This is a genomic window from Stenotrophomonas sp. PS02300 (genome assembly GCF_029959395.1).
Taxonomy (GTDB): Bacteria; Pseudomonadota; Gammaproteobacteria; order Xanthomonadales; family Xanthomonadaceae; genus Stenotrophomonas; species Stenotrophomonas maltophilia_AD.
Genome location: NZ_JASCOP010000030.1, coordinates 16,368 through 36,890, shown reverse-complemented (window position 1 = coordinate 36,890; position 20,523 = coordinate 16,368). Strand labels below are relative to the sequence as shown.

At 68.0% G+C, this 20,523-nt stretch carries 17 protein-coding genes and 1 pseudogene; 11 read left to right on the top strand and 7 right to left on the bottom strand.

Annotated features, from left to right (window positions below; translation table 11 throughout):
* The first annotated feature begins 23 nt into the window (after positions 1-23).
* Positions 24-1,085, top strand: a complete 1,062-nt coding sequence (locus QMX79_RS08135; RefSeq protein WP_282246180.1) for a hypothetical protein — start codon at positions 24-26, stop codon at positions 1,083-1,085.
* Here QMX79_RS08135 and QMX79_RS08130 read toward each other — a convergent pair.
* Positions 1,040-1,954: a LysR family transcriptional regulator gene (locus QMX79_RS08130; RefSeq protein ID WP_282246177.1), complete on the bottom strand. Its 915-nt coding sequence runs from the start codon at positions 1,952-1,954 to the stop codon at positions 1,040-1,042. The genes QMX79_RS08135 and QMX79_RS08130 overlap by 46 nt on opposite strands.
* Before the next feature lie 112 nt (positions 1,955-2,066).
* Here QMX79_RS08130 and QMX79_RS08125 point away from each other — a divergent pair, with 112 nt between their 5' ends.
* From QMX79_RS08125 to QMX79_RS08110, 4 genes are all read left to right on the top strand, one after another.
* Positions 2,067-3,194, top strand: coding sequence for an agmatine deiminase family protein (locus tag QMX79_RS08125; protein ID WP_282246175.1), 1,128 nt, complete (start codon positions 2,067-2,069; stop codon positions 3,192-3,194).
* Between the two features lie 93 nt (positions 3,195-3,287).
* Entirely contained in the window at positions 3,288-5,660 is a 2,373-nt protein-coding gene (locus QMX79_RS08120; protein ID WP_282246173.1) for a GH92 family glycosyl hydrolase, read from the top strand.
* Between the two features lies 1 nt (position 5,661).
* The gene (locus tag QMX79_RS08115; protein ID WP_282246171.1) at positions 5,662-6,054 is read left to right on the top strand and encodes a VOC family protein; all 393 of its coding nucleotides are present in this window, start codon (positions 5,662-5,664) and stop codon (positions 6,052-6,054) included.
* Positions 6,051-6,410: a hypothetical protein gene (locus QMX79_RS08110; protein ID WP_282246169.1), complete on the top strand. Its 360-nt coding sequence runs from the start codon at positions 6,051-6,053 to the stop codon at positions 6,408-6,410. The genes QMX79_RS08115 and QMX79_RS08110 overlap by 4 nt, the downstream gene beginning before the upstream one ends.
* On the opposite strand, the gene QMX79_RS08105 is transcribed toward QMX79_RS08110, so the two are convergent.
* The 6 genes and pseudogenes from QMX79_RS08105 to QMX79_RS08080 all read right to left on the bottom strand — a co-directional run bounded on the left by QMX79_RS08105 (position 6,388) and on the right by QMX79_RS08080 (position 13,865).
* Positions 6,388-7,224, bottom strand: coding sequence for an alpha/beta hydrolase (locus QMX79_RS08105; RefSeq protein WP_282246168.1), 837 nt, complete (start codon positions 7,222-7,224; stop codon positions 6,388-6,390). The genes QMX79_RS08110 and QMX79_RS08105 overlap by 23 nt on opposite strands.
* A 9-nt stretch (positions 7,225-7,233) precedes the next feature.
* A complete protein-coding gene (locus QMX79_RS08100) occupies positions 7,234-8,355 on the bottom strand; it encodes an FAD-dependent monooxygenase (protein WP_282246167.1) in 1,122 nt (373 codons plus the stop codon).
* A gap of 80 nt (positions 8,356-8,435) precedes the next feature.
* Positions 8,436-9,119: pseudogene (locus tag QMX79_RS08095) on the bottom strand (MarC family protein).
* Between the two features lie 12 nt (positions 9,120-9,131).
* Positions 9,132-9,734 (bottom strand): hypothetical protein, encoded by a 603-nt coding sequence (locus QMX79_RS08090; protein WP_282246165.1) that lies wholly within the window; start codon positions 9,732-9,734, stop codon positions 9,132-9,134.
* A gap of 116 nt (positions 9,735-9,850) precedes the next feature.
* The gene (locus QMX79_RS08085) at positions 9,851-11,569 is read right to left on the bottom strand and encodes a hypothetical protein (RefSeq protein ID WP_282246163.1); all 1,719 of its coding nucleotides are present in this window, start codon (positions 11,567-11,569) and stop codon (positions 9,851-9,853) included.
* A 4-nt stretch (positions 11,570-11,573) separates the two neighbouring features.
* Entirely contained in the window at positions 11,574-13,865 is a 2,292-nt protein-coding gene (locus QMX79_RS08080) for a TonB-dependent receptor (protein ID WP_282246161.1), read from the bottom strand.
* A gap of 234 nt (positions 13,866-14,099) precedes the next feature.
* Between QMX79_RS08080 and QMX79_RS08075 the strand changes: the two genes are divergently transcribed.
* From QMX79_RS08075 to QMX79_RS08050, 6 genes are all read left to right on the top strand, one after another.
* Positions 14,100-15,839: an SMP-30/gluconolactonase/LRE family protein gene (locus tag QMX79_RS08075; protein WP_282246158.1), complete on the top strand. Its 1,740-nt coding sequence runs from the start codon at positions 14,100-14,102 to the stop codon at positions 15,837-15,839.
* A gap of 1 nt (position 15,840) precedes the next feature.
* Positions 15,841-16,599, top strand: a complete 759-nt coding sequence (locus tag QMX79_RS08070) for an SDR family oxidoreductase (protein WP_282246156.1) — start codon at positions 15,841-15,843, stop codon at positions 16,597-16,599.
* Positions 16,600-16,748: 149 nt separating this feature from the next.
* On the top strand, positions 16,749-17,072 hold the full coding sequence (locus tag QMX79_RS08065) for a hypothetical protein (protein WP_282246154.1): 324 nt from the start codon (positions 16,749-16,751) through the stop codon (positions 17,070-17,072).
* Between the two features lie 37 nt (positions 17,073-17,109).
* Complete coding sequence (locus QMX79_RS08060) at positions 17,110-18,702, top strand: multicopper oxidase domain-containing protein (RefSeq protein WP_282246152.1); 1,593 nt, start codon at positions 17,110-17,112, stop codon at positions 18,700-18,702.
* Positions 18,699-19,844, top strand: coding sequence for a hypothetical protein (locus tag QMX79_RS08055; protein WP_282246150.1), 1,146 nt, complete (start codon positions 18,699-18,701; stop codon positions 19,842-19,844). The genes QMX79_RS08060 and QMX79_RS08055 overlap by 4 nt, the downstream gene beginning before the upstream one ends.
* A gap of 1 nt (position 19,845) precedes the next feature.
* The gene (locus tag QMX79_RS08050) at positions 19,846-20,502 is read left to right on the top strand and encodes an SCO family protein (RefSeq protein ID WP_282246148.1); all 657 of its coding nucleotides are present in this window, start codon (positions 19,846-19,848) and stop codon (positions 20,500-20,502) included.
* Positions 20,503-20,523 lie beyond the last annotated feature (21 nt).

The following is a 20,523-nucleotide window of genomic DNA, read 5'->3' as shown; positions in this document are numbered from 1 at the left end:
CCGGGGAAGGCTGTTAGGAGCAGGTGCAATGGCGGCTGGAGCTGCGCGATGACCAGTTCGGTCTGGTCATCGCGCCGCAGGACAAACGCTGGGGCCCGGATTTCCTGCATTTCGCGCTGCGCCTGTCCGATGACTTCGATGGCAGCAGCAACTACCAGCTGATCAGCGAATTTACCCGCACCGGCCTGACCGACCAAGGGGCCGAACTGAAACTGCGCATCGGGCTGGGCGAGGTGGAAGAAGCCTTCGCCGAGTACTACCACCCGTTCGGCAGCAGCGGCCGGCACGCGCTCTCGACCTATGCACGTTACCGTGCCACGGACCTGGACCTGGCGCTGCTGCAGCGCGGTTCGCTGGCGCAGTACCGCTACAGCCAATGGCTGGGTGGCCTGCGCTGGGCCTGGTCGCCGCATCCGGATTGGGAACTGGCCAGCTTCCTCGAACGCGGACAGGAGCGGACCCGGCTGGATGTGGGCGATCCCAGCGAACTGGGCAACTACCGCGCCGACATGGGCAGCATCGGCTGGCAGCTGCGCCACGATTCCATCGACAGTTCGGCGTTCCCCAGCCGCGGCCAGCGCCTGTCGCTGACCCGCCAGCACTACCTGGACGCACTGGGCACGGATGATCCTGCAGCGGTCACCCGCCTGCAGTGGGATGGCGCCTGGGCTCGGGGCAAAAGTCGCTGGCTTGGCGGACTGCGCATTTCATCGGCCCACGGCGGCGACAACCTGCTGGCCACCTACGGTTTCCTGGGCGGGCTGGGCAACCTGTCGGGGTACCCGGAAGAAGCGATTTTCGCGCCGCAGACCGCACTGGCACGCATGGTGTACTACCGCCGCGTGGCCCATGCCGATTCATTGCTGACCATTCCGCTGTACATCGGCGGCAGCCTGGAGTGGGGCGGGTTCTGGGCCACGCGCGACCAGGTGAACATCGACGGCATGCAGAGCGCGGGCAGCGTGTTCGTCGGCGCCGACACGTTCCTGGGGCCGGTGTTCCTGGGGTACGGACGTGCGCAGGGGGGACACGATTCCTTCTATCTCACCTTCGGGTCCCTGTTGAGAACGCTCGACGGGTTCTGATCGGCGTCCATCGCGCGTAGCGCTTCCAGCAGCCACGCGCAGAACTCCGCCACCATCGGATCACGTTCGCTGTCGTGGTGGACCAGCCAACTCCAGCGCGGGCCGTCCACGGTCTGCGCCGATACCGGCACGAGGTGACCCGTCGCACGTGCGCCGGCGGCAAGCAGTTCACTGGCCAGTGCCAACCCCAATCCCTGGCAGGCTGCGTCCAGCAGCTGACCGGGCTCGGAGAAATTCAGGCCGTTGGGGTGTTGCCCCACATCCTCGCCGCCGCGTGCCCGCCAGTGGCTCCAGTCCATCTCACGTTCGCCATGCAGGGTAGGTCGCCCGGTGGCGGGCAATGCCAGCAGGTGGGGATGGCAGACGGCGGAAAGCCGGTCCTGCAGCAGGTGGCGATGGTTGCAGCCTGCCTGTGCATCCAGATCGTCGCGCACGGCGATGTCGATGGTCTGCGCGCTCATGTCCGGCACCTCTTCGCTGGTGAGCAGCCACACATCGGCGAGCGGCTGGCGCTGCCGGAAATCGCCCAGGCGCGGCACCAGCCAATGGCGGGCGAAGGCAGGCGTAGTGTTGACGATCAGCTGGTTCGGCTTGCGGTACTGGTCCAGCCGACGGATACCGGCGGACAACTGACGCAGCAGGCTCTGGGTGGTCACCAGCAGGTCGGCGCCGGCATCGGTGAGGGTCACCCGGCGGCCTTCGCGGAAGAACAGCGGCTGTTCCAGATAGGTCTCCAGCCCGCGGATCTGCTGGCTGATCGCCGATTGGGTGAGGTGCAGTTCCTCGGCGGCACGGTGGAAGCTGCCCAATCGAGCGGCGGCTTCAAATCCCCGCAGGGCAGTCAGTTGCGGCCAGTGCTTGAGACTCATTGATAAGCATGTCTGATCATTCATGCGCTGAATCTATCGTTTGTTTCCCGGGAATCGCAAGCCTACGCTGGTCGCTCATCAATCAGTCCTGCTTTTCTTTCCTGGAGCTGCCATGTCTTCCCGCCGTCATTTCCTGAAACTGCTGGGTGCGTCTACCGGCCTGGGCGGCCTGTCCGCCCTGGGCATTACCGGCACCCTCACCGGCAGTGCCAACGCGCACGCCCCGGCGGGATGGCGGATGCCGGACGAGCACGCCCGCCAGGAGCGGATCGTGCTGGCCTTCGCCGCCAGCGAACGGGTCTGGGGCGGCAGCGCGGCGGCCGTGAACGACTGCATCGCCCAGCTTGCCCGCACCATCGCCCGTTACCAGCCGGTTACCGTGTTGTGCCGACCGGCGCAGGAGGCGCTGGCGCGCAGCCGTTGTGGCACGCACAACATCGATTACCTGCCGGTCGCGCTGGATGACGTGTGGGTGCGCGACTACGGCGGCTGTTTCGTGGTGGACGGGCAGGGCGGGCTGGGCCTGGTCGATTTCAACTTCAATGGCTGGGGCAACAAGCAGCGTGCCAGCCAGGACACCGCCGTGGCCGAGGTGCTGGGCGAGGAGATGGGCGCGCGCCTGATCGGCAGCCATCTCGTGGGCGAGGGTGGTGGCATCGAGGTGGACGGCCACGGCACGGCGATCCTCACCGAGAGTTGCTGGGTCAATCGCAACCGCAACCCCGGCCTGGACCGGGCGCAGATCGAGGCCGAGCTGAAGGCACGGCTGGGCCTGCGCAAGGTGATCTGGCTGCCCGGCATCAAGGGCGAGGACATCACCGATGCGCACGTGGACTTCTACGCCCGGTTCGTGCGCCCCGGCGTGGTGATCGCCAACCTGGACAACGATCCGCAGTCCTACGACCATGAGGTGACCCGTACGCACCTGGCGTTGTTGCGCAGCGCCACCGATGCCGATGGACGCGCCCTGCAGGTGCATACGCTGCCGCCGCCGCTGGAAGGGCGACGCAACGTGCACACGCGGGGCAACCCGGATCTCGCCCGCGGCTATATCAACTACCTGCCGGTCAATGGCGCGGTGATCGCCCCGCAGTTTGGTGACGCCCATGCCGATGGCTACTGCCGGGACCTGCTGGCGCGGCTGTACCCGGGGCGGGTGATCGAACAGCTGGACATCGACCCGATCGCCGGCGGCGGTGGCGGCATCCATTGCATCACCAAGAATGTGCCATTGGTCTGATTGCGGAGGGGGTTTGGATCGATACAATCGATCCAGCCATGCAGGTCGTGGCGCTACGTTGATGGCCCGTCCTTTCCGCTTTGGGAGTTCGTCGTGCACCGTTCGATGCTGGTTGCCGTTTCGCTTGTCCTGACCGCCGCGCCCTGCGCCCTGCAGGCCGCCGACCTCGCCGCCGAGGTCAATCCCTTCATCGGCACCACCAACGCCGGCAATGTGTATCCGGGTCCGTCGGTGCCGTTCGGCATGGTGGCCTTCAGCCCCGAGATGACCCCGCTGCCGGGCAAGCGCTTCGCGATCGCGGCACCGGGCGGGTACGAGTGGCGTGGCAATGGCGTGCGCGGCTTCAGCCTGACCCACGTGTCCGGCACCGGCTGCACCGGCGCCAGCGGTGATGTTCCGATCATGCCGGTCACCACCAAGGTGGAACTGTCGCCGTCGTCGGCCGAGGCCGGGCTGCGCTATGCCAGCGTGCTCGACCACAAGCGCGAGTCGGCCAGCCCCGGCGCGTACCGGCTCACGCTCGACAACGGCGTGGTGGTGGACCTGGGCGCCACCGCGCGCACGGCGGTGGGGCAGTTCCAGTTCCCGGCCGACAAGCCGGCCAACCTGCTGTTCCGTACCTCCGACAGTGAAGTGGGCAGCACCGATTCGAGCATCGTGATCGATCCGGCCACGCGCACCGTGCGCGGCACGGTCACCGCCGGCAACTTCTGCGGTTACCTCGCCGAGGATCGCCGCGAAAGTTACTACACGCTGCATTTCGTGGCCGAGTTCGACCAGCCCTTCGAGGTCGGCGGCACCTGGCGCGACGAAACCGTGCAGGCCGGCGCGCGTGAAGGCGGTGGCGGCACCAGCTACGGCACCCAGGGCCACCCGCCGGTGGGCAAGGGTGCAGGCGGCTGGATCCAGTTCGATCCCAAGCGCAGCCCGAAGGTGACTGCGCGCATCGGCATTTCCTATGTGGACGAGGCCGGTGCACGGGCCAACCTGCGCCGCGAAAGCCCGGTGGGCACCACCGTGGAAGCGACCCAGGCCGCGACCCGCGCCGAATGGAACAAGACGCTGGGCCAGGTGCGCGTGGCCGGCGGAACGCCCGACGAACGCACAGTGTTCTACACCGCGCTGTACCACACGCTGCTGGCGCCGAACCTGTTCAGTGACGGTGATGGCCGCTACCGCGGCATGGACGGCAAGGTGCATGCGCTGTCGAAAGGCCAGCGTGCGCAGTACGCCAACTATTCCGGCTGGGATGTGTACCGCTCGCAGCTGCAGCTGGTCACGCTGCTGCAGCCGCAGGTCGGCTCGGACATCGCACAGTCTCTGCTCAACCAGGCCGACCAGAACGGCGGCGTGTGGGACCGCTGGACGCACCTGACCGGTGCCACCGGCGTGATGAACGGCGATCCGTCGCCGCCGTCCGTTGCCGCGATCCACGCGTTCGGCGGTCGCAACTTCGATCTGAAACGCGCCTACGCCTCGCTCAAGCAGGCGGCCACGGTACCGACCGAGCGTGACCTCAGCCGGCGCGGCTGCCCGGTGCTGTGCGTCGGCCAGCGGCCGGGCCTGGACCAGTGGATGGCGCTGAAGTACATGCCGGTGGGCGCGCCGGGCTGGGGCACCGCCTCGGACACGCTGGAAATGGCGGCCGCCGATTTCGGCCTTGCGGAACTTGCCAACGCTGCAGGCGACACACAGGGGGCGGCGCTGTTCCGCGAGCGCTCGGGCTGGTGGCGCAACCTGTACAACCCCAAGGCCACCGCGCAGGCCGGCTACATCCAGCCGCGCAATGCCGACGGCAGCTGGCCGGTGTTCGATCCGGCCTCGGATGAGGAGTTCGTCGAAGGCAGCGGTGCGCAGTACCTGTGGATGGTGCCGTTCGACCCGGCCGGGCTGATCGCCACGCTCGGCGGCCGCGACGCGGCCATCCAGCGGCTGGATGCGTTCTTCCGCAAGGAAGATGGCGCGTGGGCAGTGACCAAGTCCGGCCCGCTGCATGCGGAGCTGGACAACGAGCCCTCGGTGGCGGCACCGTGGCTGTACAACTTCGTCGGCCAGCCGTGGAAAACACAGGAAACCGTGCGCCAAGCCATGCGCCAGATCTGGACCAATGCGCCCGAAGGCATGCCCGGCAACGATGACCTGGGCCAGATGTCGTCGTGGTACGTGTGGTCGGCGCTGGGCCTGTACCCGCTGTACCCGGGCCGTGCCGACCTGGTGATCGGCAGCCCGCTGTTCCGCGAGGCGGTCATCCAGCGCCCCGGCGCCACCCTCACCATCACGGCCAACGGCGCGGCAATGGACGCACCCTACGTGCAGTCGCTGCGAGTGGACCGCAAGCCCAGCGAGGCCAGCTGGCTGCCGGCCAGCGTGGTGCAGAAGGGTGGCACGCTGGAGTTCGAACTGGGCACGAAGAAGAACACGCAATGGGGCACCGTCACGCTGCCGCCGTCGTATGGGCCGAACTGACATGCTGCACCACATTTCGCTCGGCGTTCGCGACCTGGTGGTTGCAGGCAGGTTCTACGATGCGGCGTTGAACGCGTTGGGTTACCGCCGTGTGTTCGAGGATGACACGGCAATCGGTTACGGACTGATCGATGACCAGGATCTTCTTTGCCTGAAGCTGCGCGACGATGCCAGCGCACCGGGGGCCGGTTTCCATCTGGCCTTCGCGGCAGCGTCGCGCGAAGCGGTCGACGCCTTCCATCGTGCCGCCGTGCAGGCCGGCGGCAGCGACAATGGTCCGGCGGGGTTGCGGCCGGATTACGGCGCCGACTACTACGCGGCATTTGTGATCGACCCTGACGGTCACCGGATCGAGGCGGTGGTCAACGCCGTGGAAGGGGCCAGCCCGCCGTGAACCTCACCCATCCGCTCCTGCAGCGCAGTGCCCGCATCCTGCCGTGGGTGGGGTTGGCCGCCAGTGTGGCCATGGCCTTCGTGGTGACCCTGTTCGGGGCACTGCTGCTGCCGCAGTTCGTGGAGATGTTCGGCAGCGCCGGCCAGGCACTGCCGTGGATCAGTCGCGTCTACAGCGAGGGTTATCTGCTGGCCTGGCTCGCGCCGCTGCTGGTGGGGGCGTGCTGGTACTTCGGCCCGCCCATCGCCGGCCGCATCCTGGCCGGGCTGCTGGGCCTTGGCGCAGGACTGCTGGGCTCGGTGGGCGTGCTGTTTGCGATGTACCTGCCTTACTTCATGCTGGGTTCGCTGGTCTGAGTTCAACGGCGGCATCGACACCGGCGAAGAAGGTGGTCAGCACGTCGACGAAACGACGCGGCGATTCCACGTTCATCAGGTGCCCGCCGGGCACCACGCTGAGCGTTGCATGGGGCAGGCCTGCCACCAGCGTGTGCGCGCCATCCAGCGGGGCAAGCCGGTCTTCATCACCGCTGATCACCAGCGTGGGGGTGGCGATACGCGGCAGGTCGGCGCGGCCATCGAAGGCCAGCATGGCCTGCAGCAGGCGCAGCCAGTCGCCGCAGGTCTGCTGGTCGTTCGGATCCTCCTGGTACTCCAGGTAGGGCGCTGCTGCGGGGCTGGACAGGAAGCCGTCCGAGAACAGCCAGGGCAGTACCAGCGCATAGACCTGCGCGGGACTGCCGCCGCCGCCATACACCGCGCCGACCGCCTGCAGGAACAAGCGCGCCTGGGTCCTGGTGGATGCGAAGGTGGCGGCCAGCACCAGGCTGCGCAGCCGCTCCGGCGCGGCCACCGCCATCGCCTGCGCGACCGTGCCGCCCATCGAGAACCCGACCACGTGCGCGCTCTCGATGCCGGCCTGGTCGAGGATGGCCAGCACGTCCAGCGCCAGGTCTTCCGTGCGGAACGGTGCCGGCCCGCCGGGGGTCCTGCCGGAGCCGCGCAGGTCCACCGCCAGCACGTGGTAGTGCGCGGCCAGCGCCGGCAGTTCGGCGGCCCAGAAGCCGGCGTCGCCGCCGAGGCCGTGGATCAACACCACGGCGGGTGCGCCGGGTACGGCGCTGGTTTCAAGCCAATGCGCGGGGCCGCGCGCGGTTGTCATCAAGGGCATGGGAAGTGCTCACAGGTCATGCAGGGAAATGCCGTTGGCCGCAGCGCGCATCTGCGCGTCCGGTACCGGGCCTTGGCGGCTCATGTCCACCAACGCCTGGTTGAGGGTAACGAAGGGACGCATGCGCGCTTCGTAGCGGGCAAATGCAGCGTGCGGCGAACCGGGCTGGTTGGCCAGTTCGCGCGCCAGCACGAAGGCACCTACCAGTGCCAGGCTGGTGCCCTGGCCGGAGAACGGCGATGCGCAGTGCGCGGCGTCGCCGACCAGCGCGACCCGGCCGTTGGACCAGCGTGCAAGCTTTACCTGCACCAGTTCGCCGAAGTAAAACGCCTCCGTCGTGTCGAGCGCGTCCACCAGGGGTTGCCAGCGCCCACCCAGGCCGCGCAGCCTGGCGCGGGTCAGCGCCTTCTGTGCCGCCACATCGTGGCGCAGGCGGGCATCGACCTCGGCGCCGAACCCCGCACCCACGCGCAACTCGCGGCCACTGGCGTCGGGATACACCACCACACCCAGTTCGGCGTCGCGGTACATGCCTTCGCGGCCGTCCAGTGCCAGGCTGTCGGGCGCGCTGTAGAACGCCAGCGCGCCGCCCAGCGGCACCAGGCAATCGTCACCGGCATGCACGGCCTGGCGGCGTACCGACGAGTACACCCCGTCCGCGCCGATCACCACGTCATACGTGCGCGAAAGCTGGCGTGCGAAGCTGACCGTCATCCCGGTGGTGGTCGGGCTGAGCGCGGTGATGTGCTCGTCATGGCAGATGTCCTGCCGCGCACCTGCGGCGTCGGCCAGCAGGCGGCACAACCTGTCGCGGAAGACTTCGATGTCGGGGCTGTCGAGACGACCGCCGCTGAACGTGCGGCTGTCATCCACGCTGACCGGCTCACCCTGGCGATCCAGCATGCACAGGCCACGCATCCGGGTGCGCTGCGCCTGCAGCGCGTCGTGCAGTCCCATCGCCTTGACCACGTCCAGCGCCACGCCACGGATGTCCACGGCATGACCGCCGTCGCGCAGCAGCGGGGCCTTTTCGACCACGGTCACGGGGAAGCCGAAGTGGCGCAGCCACCACGCAGTGGCGAGGCCGGCGACACCGGCGCCGGAGACAAGGACGGTGGGAAGCGAGGGCATGGGGCGCAGTCCAGTGGAGAAGTGGGCACAGCCTACGCAGCGCTGCGGCGGGCCACTTGACCTGGGTCAAGCCGGGCCGATCAATGCGCCGCCGGCAGCCCCAGCAGTTCAGAGAGTCCCAGCCAGCCGATCTGCACGCCGATGCACAGGATCACGAAAGCCAGCAGGCGCAGCATCACCTGCATGCCGGTGCGGCCCAGCAGCGCCTGCAACCGGCCGGCATAGCGCATGCACAGGTAGATCAGCGCGCACAGCGCCACCAGGGCGCTTGCGGCAGCGACCACATGCACCACCTCCGGACCCTGTTCGGGCGAGGTGGTGCCCACGGCGGTCGCTACCGCGATCGCGCCGGGACCTACCGTGAGCGGCAGGGTGAAAGGATAGAAGGTCTGCGATTCGACAGTGGCGTCCAGGTCCAGATCCTGGCGCGCTTCGGCCTAGGCCGCACCGGTCAGCGAGACACGCTCGGGTTGCGCGGGAGCATTGAGCAGCCGCCAGCCCGTGGCTGCAATCACCAGGCCACCGGCCAGGCGCAACACCGGGATCGAGATGCCGAAGAAGGACAACACCCAGGCGCCGATGCTGATCGACACCGCCAGCATCACCAGGCTGTTGAACGCCACCGCCCGCGCAACGCGGTTGCGTTGCACGGGCGTGGCATCGGGGAGCAGGCCCAGCACCATCAGTGCCGCGCCCGGTGGATTGATCACCGGCAGCAGGCTGGTGAAGATCACCAGGAACGCATGGCTGAATTCATTCCACATGGGCGCACCTTATCAGTAGCCCCACCACGGCTGGCAGTGCAGGTGGCCATACGGACCCCGCCAGCAGCGGCCGCCGGGGTAGGGACGCGGGCCGCCGCCCCAGCCCCACGGGCGCGGGCCGTACATGGCCGGGCCATACCACCAGTCGATGAACACGCTGGCGTGCTCGCCGGCGTCGGGCAGGGTGCCGCCCAGCGTGCGGATGTCGTAGGTGAGGTTGCCGCCGCTCAGGCGCGGGTTGCGCAGTTCGACCACGGCCAGGTCGGTCTTGCCGTTCACCACGGTGGACACGGTGGCATTGGGCGGGTCCTTCTCGAAATCGTCCTTGCCGCTGCCCCAGTAGCTGACGAACTTTGCAGTCGACACGTCGCCGGTCATGCGTTCGGGGCGGTCGGTGAACATCAGGGTCTGTTCGCCCACCCCTTTGAGGGTGAGGGTCTTGCCGTCGGACTGGAAGCCGTTGCCGGTCTGCACGAACAGCCAGTTGGCTGCGGGCATCGGTTCAACGTTGCTCGCCGGGGTGGGGGCGGGGGCGCTCTTCGGGGCCGCCTGCGCATTCAAGGCACACAGGGGAAGAAGGAGCAGCATCGCCACTCCAAGGGAAAGCCGCTTCATCTGAATCTCCAGAAAGGGTAGGGGCGAAGGCGCGGGAGACGGGGAGAGGGTTGATCCCCCGCTGCCATCGCGGAGAGGACGTTACGGCGCACCTCCCCTCGGCCACTTGATGCAGGTCAAGCGCGCCCCATGTCGTGCCGATGCCGCCACACCACGCGCCAGGCGGCGGCGGCCAGCGCCAGCAGGGCCGTGCCGAACAGCAGCAGCGGTGCATGGCCGTGTTCGTTGAACGCCATCAGCCCAAGCGTCAGCAGGCCGGTGGCCGTGAGCGAGATCGCCACCGTGCGTGCCGGTGCATGGTCGCTGGCCTCGGCGGCGGACATCGGCGTGGGCGCGTAGGCCGCCATGCGTGCCTGCACGCGCTGCCATTGCGGCGCCGGGCCGCGCGCGAGCAGGTGCGCCGCGGTGAGGATGAGCGTGGGCAGCACCGCGCCCACCAGCACATCGGTCAGCCGCGGGTTGGCCTGTATCCACTGCGCGGGAAGGGTGTGGGCAACCGCCCCGGCGTTCGCGCCGAAGCGCACCAGCACCCCCGCGACGAAGCTCGCCCCGGCGGTGACGAACACCGTTGCGGTGCCGATACGGCCACTCAGCAAGCCCCAGATCGTGGGTGCCATCAGCGGGCCGAACAGCATGCCGGTCAGGGTGAGCACGATTTTTTCGGCACCGCCCATTCGTGGCACGCACAGGGCAACGGCGATCAACGCTGCACCGATCAACAGTGCGAACAGGCGCCCTGCGCCGACCAGGCGAGGTTCGCTCGCGGCCGGGCGCAGGCGCCGGTAGAACTGTTCGGTGAGCACGCCGGCAAACACATTGATCTGCCCGCTGATGGCGCTGGCCGTGGCCGAGAACATCGCGGCCATCATCAGGCCCAGCATGCCGGCCGGCAGTACGTGCTGGCTGGCCAGGATGTAGGCCTGTTCCGGATCCGCGCCCGGCTGCAGCAGGCGGTACAGGATCGGCGGGGTCAGCCACAGCGTCGGGCTGACCAGGTACAGCGCGCCAAACAGCCACGCGCTGCGGCGCGCGTCGGTGTCGGTAGGCACACAGATGTAGCGCTGGGCGAACGCCCATTCGGCGCCGACCAGGAAGAAGTGCACCGCCACCCAGCCGGCCATGAACCAGAGCGTGTACTGACTGGAGAATGGTTGGAAGAAGGTCGCCGGCACCGGCGCCAGCGCTACCCCGCTGCGTACCTGCAGCCACAGCAGCGGAATCACGAACAGCACCGCCAGCTGCAGCACGATGAACTGCAGCACGTCGGTCATCAGCACGGCCCACAGCCCGCCGGTGACCGTGTACGCCACGACCACCATGCCGAACACGCCGATGGTGAGCGCCAGCGACAGGTGCCCGGTGGCGTCATCGCGCAGCAGGTGCCCTGGCTCCAGCGGCACCAGTGCCACCAGCATCACTGACAGTGCATACAGCGCCACTCCCGTGGACACGATGCGCATGGCCATCATCGCCCAGGTGTAGAGCTGCACGGCCTGCGCGCCGAAGCGCAGCTGCACGAATTCGGCCGGCGTGGTCACCCCCGTGCGGCGCCAGCGGCCCGCGACAATGCTGCCGACCAGCAGCCCGGCAACGCCGATGCAGGTGTTGATGGCAATGGCCACCACGCCCTCGCGGTAGGCCAGCCCCCCCCAGACCACGAACGTACCGGCTGACTTGAGCGTCATGAACCCACTCAGCCCCGACACCCACCACGGCGAACGCCCACCCGCGGCGAACATGTCGCGCGAGCGGCGGTTGCGGCCGGCGTAACGCAGGCCGATCGCAAGCGTTCCCAGCAGGTACGCGGCCAGCACCACGAAGTCGATCGGTGCCATGCGCTCAGAAGTCCATGCGCAGGCTGAGCCCGGCCTGGCGGCGGAAATCGGCGGGAAGCTGCTGCGCATAGGCATTGGCACCGCCGGCCGTGCTCACCGCCATGATGTTGGCCGCGTAGCGGCGGTCGGCCAGGTTGTGCACGAACAGGCCAAGCTCGATTCGGCCATCGGCGAAGATCAGCCCGGCCGACGCATCGGCAATGCCGTAGGCGCGCTGGGTCATGGCCGGGTTCTGGCTGATGTCGAACAGCACCGCGTCCTGCCAGCGGTAATCGAGCTGCAGGTACAGATCGGTGCGCGCGGTCAGCGGCGCGTCGTAGCGCGCGCCCAGCGTGGTGCGCCAGCGCGGAGCATTCATGAACGGCTTGCCGTCGAGGTCCTGCACGAAGGCGCCGCCGCTGCCAACCGGCAGGCAGCCCTGGGCGAGGGTCTGGCCGGTGTAGCAGGGACCGTTGCGCACGCCATCGAAGCGCGCATCCAGCCAGGTCACGCCACCGCTGATGCTGAAATACGCGTGCGGGCGCGCGGTGAACTCCAGCTCCACGCCATCGATGGCCACGCCTCCTGCGCTGGTCAGCACGAACAGGCCTGATGCCGCGCTGTAGGTCTGCGCCTGGTAGTCGTCGATGCGGGTACGGAACCCGGTCAGGTTGAGCATCAGCGCGTTGTCCAGCAACGTGGTCTTCAGTCCGGCCTCGATCATCTCCGAGGTTTCGGCCGGGGCCGGCAGCTGCGCGAACTGGGCGGCGGTAAGGCCGAGCGTGGCGGCCAGGCCTTCGCTCTTGTAGCCGGTGCCCCACGCCACGTACCCGGTGATCACCGGGGTGAATGCATAGCTGGCACTGAGCCGGCCTATCGCGGCGCTGTCGCGGTAGTGCCCGGTGACCGGGCCGAATGCCGGGTTGGTGGCGGGCTGGTCGGCGCCGTTGAAGCGTCCGTCCAGCGGGCGCACGAACGCAAGGCGCTGGCGTTCGCGCAGCAGCCGCAGGCCAGCGGTCAGGGTCAGCGGCTCGCGAGGGCGCCAGTTGGCCTGGCCGAACAGCGCGACGTTGCGGCTGTCGACATCCGAATGGCCGGCCAGCACGGCCTGGTCGCCGGGAATGCGCGGCACCACGCTGCCATCCGGGTCGATGCGGGCCGTGGCGCCGATGTTGAGCCCGCGCCGGTCCAATGCGTTATGCACCGAACCGTCGAAGTAGTACGCGCCCAGCAGGTAGTCGAAGGCCCCGCCGGCAGGTGAGGCCAGCCGCAGTTCCTGGGTGAAGGTGCGGCTGGATTCGATGTTGAAGTTGCGCGTGATCAGCTGCGCCTGGGTGTCGTCCAGGTCGACGTCGCTGTCATTGTCGAAGCGGCGCCAGCCGGTGATGCTGGTGAGCGTGTGCGTGCCCAGCGCCAGGCGTGCGGTCAGCGCCGCGCCGCTGTTGTCCTGGCGAACGAACGGCGCAACATCATTGTTGACCTGTGCATTGTCGCGGCCCACCGCCGTGCCGGTGGGCAGCGCCCGCGGATGGGTGCTGGCCTGGATCAAGGGCAGCGCACAGCAGTCGGCCTCCAGGCGGCTGGCATCGGCGCGGAGGGTGAGGTCCGAGCGCTGGTCCCGGGAACGCCATTGCAGCGTTCCGCGCATGCCGTACGCGCGCTGGCCGTTGAGCGTGCGCCCGTCGTGCAGGTTGTCCACGTCGCCGTCGCGGCGGCGATCGAACGCGGCGATGCGGTAGGCGAGCTGGTCGGTGAGCGGGCCGGAGAGGGCACCCTCGACCCGGTAGGCGTTGGGCTGTCCGGCCTGCACCGAAAGCGTACCGCCGCGGCGCTCGGTGTCCGGCGCGCGGGTGATCAGCTGGATCACGCCCGCAGAGGCATTCTTGCCGAACAGCGTGCCCTGCGGTCCGCGCAGCACTTCCACGCGTTCCACATCGAGCAGGTCGCTGAAGGCCGCGCCCGGGCGCTGCAGTACCACGCCATCCACCACCGTGGCGATGCTCGGCTCCACCCCGGTGGAGAACACGTCGGTTCCCACGCCGCGGATGCGGATGGCGGTGTTGCGCAGTTCGTTGCCGGCGGAGAACGTCACGCTGGGAACCAGCGCCTGCAGGCGACTGATGTCGATGGCCTGGCTACGCTGCAGGGTCTGGCCATCCACCACCGATACCGCCAACGCGATGGTCTGCACGTTTTCTTCGCGGTGCTGCGCGGTCACCGTCATGCGGTCCAGTACGGTGACTGACGGCGGGGCCGCAGCGGGATCCTCGCGCGCGAGCGCCGCTGCCGGCTGCGCCAGCACCGTGAACATGGCCATCTCGAGCGACCTCCATGGCATGGTGCGAATCCGTGTGCCGAGGGTGCGGATTCATTCTGTAACGTGACCGTCGTCGCTGAACACCCCGGTTCAGCAATGTCGTACCAGTAAAACTACTGTGTATTCAGCTTCAATGACGCCACAGCAAGGGTTTCCGTCGGTCTGAACCAACTTGCGGAACACTGTTCTGGATCATAGGATCGGCAGCGTCGGCCCCAGCCCCGGACAGCGATCATGGCGCGAACCAGGCAACCCGCAACCCGCGACGACCTCGCCGAGGCCGTGGACGATGGCGATCCGCGTTTTGCGATTCCCGGCGCGCAGGCTCTGTCCAAGGGGCTGAGCCTGCTGACGCTGATCGCCGATGCGCCGCACCCGCTGCCGTTCGGCGAGCTGAGCCGCTATTCCGGCCTGCCCAAGAGCACGCTGCACCGGATCCTGCAGACGCTGATCGAGTACCGGCTGGTGCGTACCGACGAAGCCAGCCAGACGTATCGCCTGGGCACGCGCCTGTTCGAAATGGCGCACCAGGTCTGGAGCGATTTCGACCTGCGCAGCGCCGCCGAACCGGAGCTGCTGCGCCTGCGCGAGATGGCCCAGGAAACCACCCGGCTGGGCGTGCTGGAAGGCCGCGACATCCTCATCATCGACCAGCGCGACCACGTGCAGGCCATGCGCCTGGCCAACGGCGTGGGCAGCCGCCTGCCCGCGTTGGCCACCGCCATTGGCAAGGCGGTGATGTCACACCGTCCACCCGAGGAACTGCAGCGGTACCTCACCGCCACGCCGCTGCAGCCACTCACCCCGCACTCCATCCTCAGCCTGGAAGCGCTGCAGCGCGAACTGGACCTGATCAAGGCACGCGGCTACGCGGTGTCGGTGGAGGAATCGGCATTGGGCGTCAGCGGCGTTGCCGCACCCATCCTCGACCATCGCGGCGAGGCCATCGGCGCGGTCAGCATCAGTGGCCCGTCGTTCCGCCTGCCACTGGAACGCCTGCACGCGCTCGGCCGCGATGTCATCGAAGCGGCGCGGCGCATTGCCGGCAACGTGGGGGAAACCTTCATGTCGATCAGCACCTCGGTCACGCCCAGCCATGCCGCCGAGCGCGACGTGCGCTGCGTGATCCCGCAGAGCGCGTTCCTGGCCGAAAGCCCGCACTGGCTGGGCGATGGACGCTCGCTGTTGTGGGTGGACATCCTGGCGCCATCGGTGAACGTGTCCAACCTTGCTACCGGCGATACCCGCACCACGCCGCTGGGCGAACTGGTGGGCGTGGTGGTGCCGCGCACGTCCGGCGGCTTCATTGCGGCCACGCAGAGCGGCTTCCGCACGCTGGACCTGCCCGGCGGAGAGATGCAGCCGATCGCCGCGCCGCTGCACATGAGCGGCCGCCGCTTCAACGATGGCAAATGCGATGCCGCCGGCCGGCTGTGGGCCGGCACGCTGGCCATCGATGCCGCGCCCGAGCGGGGCGCGCTGTACCGGCTCGACACGCACGGTGTGCTGGACGAAATCGAAAGCGGCTTCCACATCTGCAACGGCCTGGGCTGGAGCCCGGACAACACGCGCTTCTACCTGGCCGATTCGGGTCGCCGCACGATCTACGTGTACGACTACGACCTCGATACCGGGACGGTGACCAACAAGCAGGTATTCGCCCGCTTCGCCGACGCGGACGGCATGCCCGACGGCCTGGCCATCGATGCGCAGGGGCATGTGTGGTGTGCCATGTGGGACGGCTGGGCGATCAAACGCTTCGCCCCGGATGGCACCCTGGTCCGCAGCATCGACCTGCCGGTGCCACGCCCGACCAACCTGGCCTTTGGCGGCCCCCAGCTCAGGACGCTGTACATCACCACGGCGCGCATCCGCCTGTCGGCCACCCAGCTGGCGGCGGCGCCGTTGTCGGGCAGCCTGCTGGCGCTGGAGGTGGACGTGGCCGGCACGCCGGTCGGCGGCTACGGCGGCTGACATGGCCCAGTACCCCTCACTCGCGGGCAGGACCGTGGTGGTCAGTGGGGGCGGGGCCGGGATCGGTGCGGCCATCGTGGAAGCCTTCGCGCTGCAGGGCAGCCAGGTCTGCTTCGTGGACGTGGACGCCGACGCAGCGCGGCGCACGGTAGCGGCGGTGGTGGCACGCGGGCTGCCGCCGCCCGTCCATGCGGTCTGCGACCTGCGCGACATCCCCGCATCGCTGGCGGCCGTGCAGGCACTGCTGGCCGGTCGTACCCCGCATGCACTGATCAACAACGCCGGCAACGACCAGGCCCAGCCACTGGGCGAGGTCACGCCTGCTGATTGGGACGACCGCGTGGCGGTCAACCTGCGCCACCAGTTCTTCCTGGCGCAGGCGCTGTCGGCGCCGATGCGCGCAGCCGGGCAGGGCGCCATCGTCAACCTGGGCTCGATCGCGTGGCGCATCGGCGTACCGGGGGTGCCGGTCTACGCCACGCTCAAATCGGCCGTGGAAGGCCTCGCCCGCAGCCTGGCCCGCGAGCTGGGCGGCGATGGCATCCGGGTCAACGCGATCGCCCCGGGCTGGGTGCTGACCGAACGCCAGCTGGCCAAGGCCGCCGCGGATCCGGGCAAGGCCGCGCGCTACCTGGAACGGCAATGCCTGAAGACGCACCTGCGTCCGGCCGACATTGCGGAGATGGCGCTGTGGCTGTGCGCCGACGAGAGTGCCCTGTGCACCGGCCAGACCTTCACCGTGGACGGTGGCGTGGTCTGACCTGCGGTGGACCGCTACTGCGGCCGCTGGCCTGCTGAATATGCGTTGACTTGATCTGGGTCATGTGGGCCACCGGCGGCCGTCGGTACCGTGCGCATGCCCCCGCCAACGAGATCGGCATGCCCAGCCCAGCCTCACGCAAACCCCCGATGCACACCCCTGGCCTCGACGAGGACATGTGCGTGCATATCTTCACCACCTCGGCGGCGATGATCGGCGTGTGCATGACCGTGGTCGGCGTGCTGCACGTGGTGAGCGTGCTGCGGCAGGTGGACACCTTCGGCGACGACCTGCTCTGCATCAATTCGTTGATCTACCTGGCCTCGTGCCTCACCGCGTACTGGGCGCTGCGCACGCGCCGCCGCAAGCGCAACCGGGTCCTGGAATGGGCGGCCGACTGGCTGTTCCTGGCCGGTCTGGTGCTGAGCACGGTCGCCACCGCCTTCATCACCTGGGCCGTCGCCGGCACCTGATGCACCTCCCCCTTATCGCCTTCCAGAAGGTACCGCCATGGACGCCCCAGCCCCCGTTTCCGTCACCCCGCGCACGCGCCGCCTCGCCCGCCTGCACGACCTGTATGCGGTCGCGCTGGTGGTTGCACTGCTGTGCACCGGCGCCACGGTCGCGCAGGCGCCGGCCGAACGGAGCACGGCCGGTGCATCCCTGCAACCACCGGTGGAGATCCGCTATGGCGACAACGGCATCAGCCAGGGCACGTTGCGCGCGGCGATGTCGCCGGTGTCGGTGGGCGGGCAGCCTTACCGCGCGCTGGTGTTCAACGGCAACTACGACGCGCCGCTGATCCGCACCCGACCCGGTGGCACCATCGCGTTGACCCTGGACAACCAGATGGATGAAAAGACCAACCTGCATTTCCACGGCATGACGGTCACGCCACTGGATTCGGGCGACAGCATCTTCCGCGAGGTCGGCCCGCACCAGCAGGGCCTGTACCGCTTCAAGCTGCCGCCGGACCACAGCCCGGGCGCCTACTGGTACCACAGCCATTTCCACGGCGGCGCGCAGCGCCAGGTCGAATCGGGCATTGCCGGGCCGATCCTGGTCGACGGCATCCTGGATCCGTTCCCGGAGCTGAAAGGCATCAAGGAACGGGTGCTGGTCCTGCGCAATTTCCAGAAGACCACCACCGGCAAGCTGGCCAGTGCGATCGTGACCAGCGCGCCCTCGATCCGCACGGTGAACGGCCAGGCCGATCCGGTGATCGACATCCAGCCTGGCGAAACCCAGCTCTGGCACCTGCTCAACATCTCGGCCAACCAGTACTTCCGCATCCGCATCAATGGCCAGGACGTGCAGATCCTGTCGCGCGATGGCAATACGGTGAACAAGCAGGTGATGACCGATGAGCTGCTGATCGGGCCGTCGGCGCGCTTCAGCGTGCTGGTGGTTGGCCCGGCGCCAGGCGACCATCCGGTGGAGCTGGCCTTCGGCAACACCGGTGCGGCGGGCGACCAGTACAAGGGGGCGCGGATCGCCACGCTGCGCTCGTCCGGCGCGCCGGTGCCCACGCGTGCGATCACCAGCGCCTACCCGTCGCCGGAAGACCTGCGCAACGTGCAGGTGGCCAACGTGCGCCAGTTCGCCTTCCAGGATTCGCCCACCGATGGCGACGCCTTCATGATCAACGGCGAGCGCTTCGATCCACGCCGGGTCAACACCACGGTCAAGCTCGGCGATGTCGAGGAGTGGCGCCTTTACAACCCCTCGCAGGAGCTGCACCAGTTCCACATCCACCAGACCGATTTCCAGGTGGTGGCGATCAATGACAAGCCGGTGCCGTTCACTGGCTACCGCGATACGGTGTTCATTCCCACGCGCGGCTCGATCACGCTGCGCATTCCGTTCCGTGACCCGGTGATGCTGGGCAAGTTCGTCTACCACTGCCACATCCTGGAACACGAGGACGGCGGGATGATGCAGGTGGTGCAGGTAGTGCGGCCGGAAGACTACGCGCAGGCGGTGAAGCTGGCGCCGCTGGGGGGCATCTACGGGGACAACCAGACCTGCAGCTACCTCAAGAACAGCGGCCGCGAGTTTGTCCTGCCGACCGATGTGCAGCTGCCGGCGGAGAAAGGCCCATGAACGCCCTGTGCCGCTCTGCCCTGGTGCTCGGGGTTGCCGCCGGGCTGGGCCTGGCGTCCAGCGAGGCGCGTGCCGACAAGGGGTATTACCCGAACGTCGGCATGGATTACAGCGCGGTGCTGCAATACGACTACAGTCGTGCCGAAGGCGATGGCGCCACCGCGCCGCGCAACACCACCGATTTCTATCCGGACATCCAGAGCAGCTTCTACGTACGCTTCAGCCCGAACGACCAGGTGCGGCTGTCGACCGAACTCAACCCGATCAATCCACCGGCCAACGGCGAGAAGCGGACCTTCGGCGACATCGGGCTGGTGATCAATGAGCTGAACTATTACAAGCTCACCCAGCACACGCAGCTGCAGGTGGGCAAACTGCAGGTACCGTTCGGGCGCGCCATGGATGCGGCGCCGGGGCTGTACACCAACGATTTCGTGTCGACCTACGACCTCGGCGGCATGCTCGGGGCGACCTATGCATACCGCTGGTTCGGCCAGAAGGCGGGCATGGTGCAGGGCGGGCTGAACCTGTACACCGCCGACACCACGGAGCTGAGCCGGCCGTTCCTGCGCAGCGGGGGGCGGGCGCAGCGCAGTGATGGTGGGCCGGCCAACACCGGCAAGCTGGACTCGTATGCGCTGACGGTGAACTGGAATTCGATTCCGGCGTTGCCGTACCTGGAGCTGCAGGCTGGCTACATGCGCAACCGCGCGGGCGTGGCGCAGCCGGACACCGGACCGGCTGACGACGAGGTGATCAGTGTGGTATCGGCGCGTTATATCTGGGCGCCGGAGTCGAGCGCGGACCTGGACAGCACGTTGCGCGGCCGCTACCTCGATGTGGTGCCGCTGGTGGAATATGCGGACGTGCAGAACGAGGATGCGGTGGCGGGCAACGATACGCGCTATCTCACCACGTCGGTCACGGTCGATTACGGGCGCTGGGTATTCGGGGCGACCCGCACGGACAAGCGGCGCCCGTGGGCGCCCGGTGCAGGGCGGCACGATTACCTCAACGAGCTGAGCATGGGCTACCGGGTAACGGGGCAGTTGACCATGGCACTGTCGGTAGGCAGCCAGGCGCAGGGCGGGCAGGATTCGAACCTGGTCGGGTTTGCGCTTACTTATGAAGGAGCGCACTGACATGCTGCGGACATTCTGGCCGGCGCTGGTGCCGGCGGTAACGCTGTCGTTGCTGCTGCTGTCGATGCAGCCGTTGGCGGCGCAGAACCAGACCCTGATCGGTGGGCCGTTCAAGCTCACTGACCAGAACGGGCGCGCGGTGACCGACCGCAGCTTCCACGGCAAGCCGGTGCTGCTGTATTTCGGATTCACGTCGTGCCCGGATGTGTGTCCTACCGATCTTGCGCGTGTCCAGCGGATCGCGCGGCGCGTGCAGAAAGCCGGGGGACCACCGCTGACACCGATCTTCGTCAGCATCGATCCCGAGCGTGATACACCGGCGAAAATGAAGGGTTACGTATCGGCGTTCGGGCCTGGCATGGTCGGGCTGACCGGCACGCCAGCGCAGGTTGCTGCCATCACCGACCGCTATCACGTGTATTACAAAAAGGTGCCTTACGGTACGAAAGGCCAGTACATGATGGACCACTCCACGTTCGTGTTCCTGCTCGACCGCAACGGTCGTTACGTGGATCACTTTGGACGTACGGCGGACGAGGCGCAGGTTGCCACGCAGATCGTGGGTGAGCTGGCGCGTACGTCGCCAACAGCAACAGCCTTGGTTTGCAGGATCCTCCGCGCAGGGCCGGCGGTGGTGGGGGTACGGGGGGCGCCGTGAATACATCCGTGTAGCAACTGT

Excerpts from the sequence above, each read along its gene's own strand:
- QMX79_RS08130 (WP_282246177.1), bottom strand. The coding sequence starts at position 1,954 with ATGAGTCTCAAGCACTGGCCGCAACTGACTGCCCTGCGGGGATTTGAA.
- QMX79_RS08125 (WP_282246175.1), top strand. The coding sequence starts at position 2,067 with ATGTCTTCCCGCCGTCATTTCCTGAAACTGCTGGGTGCGTCTACCGGC.
- QMX79_RS08115 (WP_282246171.1), top strand. The coding sequence starts at position 5,662 with ATGCTGCACCACATTTCGCTCGGCGTTCGCGACCTGGTGGTTGCAGGC.
- QMX79_RS08105 (WP_282246168.1), bottom strand. The coding sequence starts at position 7,224 with ATGCCCTTGATGACAACCGCGCGCGGCCCCGCGCATTGGCTTGAAACC.
- QMX79_RS08100 (WP_282246167.1), bottom strand. The coding sequence starts at position 8,355 with ATGCCCTCGCTTCCCACCGTCCTTGTCTCCGGCGCCGGTGTCGCCGGC.
- QMX79_RS08090 (WP_282246165.1), bottom strand. The coding sequence starts at position 9,734 with ATGAAGCGGCTTTCCCTTGGAGTGGCGATGCTGCTCCTTCTTCCCCTG.
- QMX79_RS08085 (WP_282246163.1), bottom strand. The coding sequence starts at position 11,569 with ATGGCACCGATCGACTTCGTGGTGCTGGCCGCGTACCTGCTGGGAACG.
- QMX79_RS08080 (WP_282246161.1), bottom strand. The coding sequence starts at position 13,865 with ATGGCCATGTTCACGGTGCTGGCGCAGCCGGCAGCGGCGCTCGCGCGC.
- QMX79_RS08075 (WP_282246158.1), top strand. The coding sequence starts at position 14,100 with ATGGCGCGAACCAGGCAACCCGCAACCCGCGACGACCTCGCCGAGGCC.
- QMX79_RS08070 (WP_282246156.1), top strand. The coding sequence starts at position 15,841 with ATGGCCCAGTACCCCTCACTCGCGGGCAGGACCGTGGTGGTCAGTGGG.
- QMX79_RS08065 (WP_282246154.1), top strand. The coding sequence starts at position 16,749 with ATGCACACCCCTGGCCTCGACGAGGACATGTGCGTGCATATCTTCACC.
- QMX79_RS08060 (WP_282246152.1), top strand. The coding sequence starts at position 17,110 with ATGGACGCCCCAGCCCCCGTTTCCGTCACCCCGCGCACGCGCCGCCTC.
- QMX79_RS08055 (WP_282246150.1), top strand. The coding sequence starts at position 18,699 with ATGAACGCCCTGTGCCGCTCTGCCCTGGTGCTCGGGGTTGCCGCCGGG.
- QMX79_RS08050 (WP_282246148.1), top strand. The coding sequence starts at position 19,846 with ATGCTGCGGACATTCTGGCCGGCGCTGGTGCCGGCGGTAACGCTGTCG.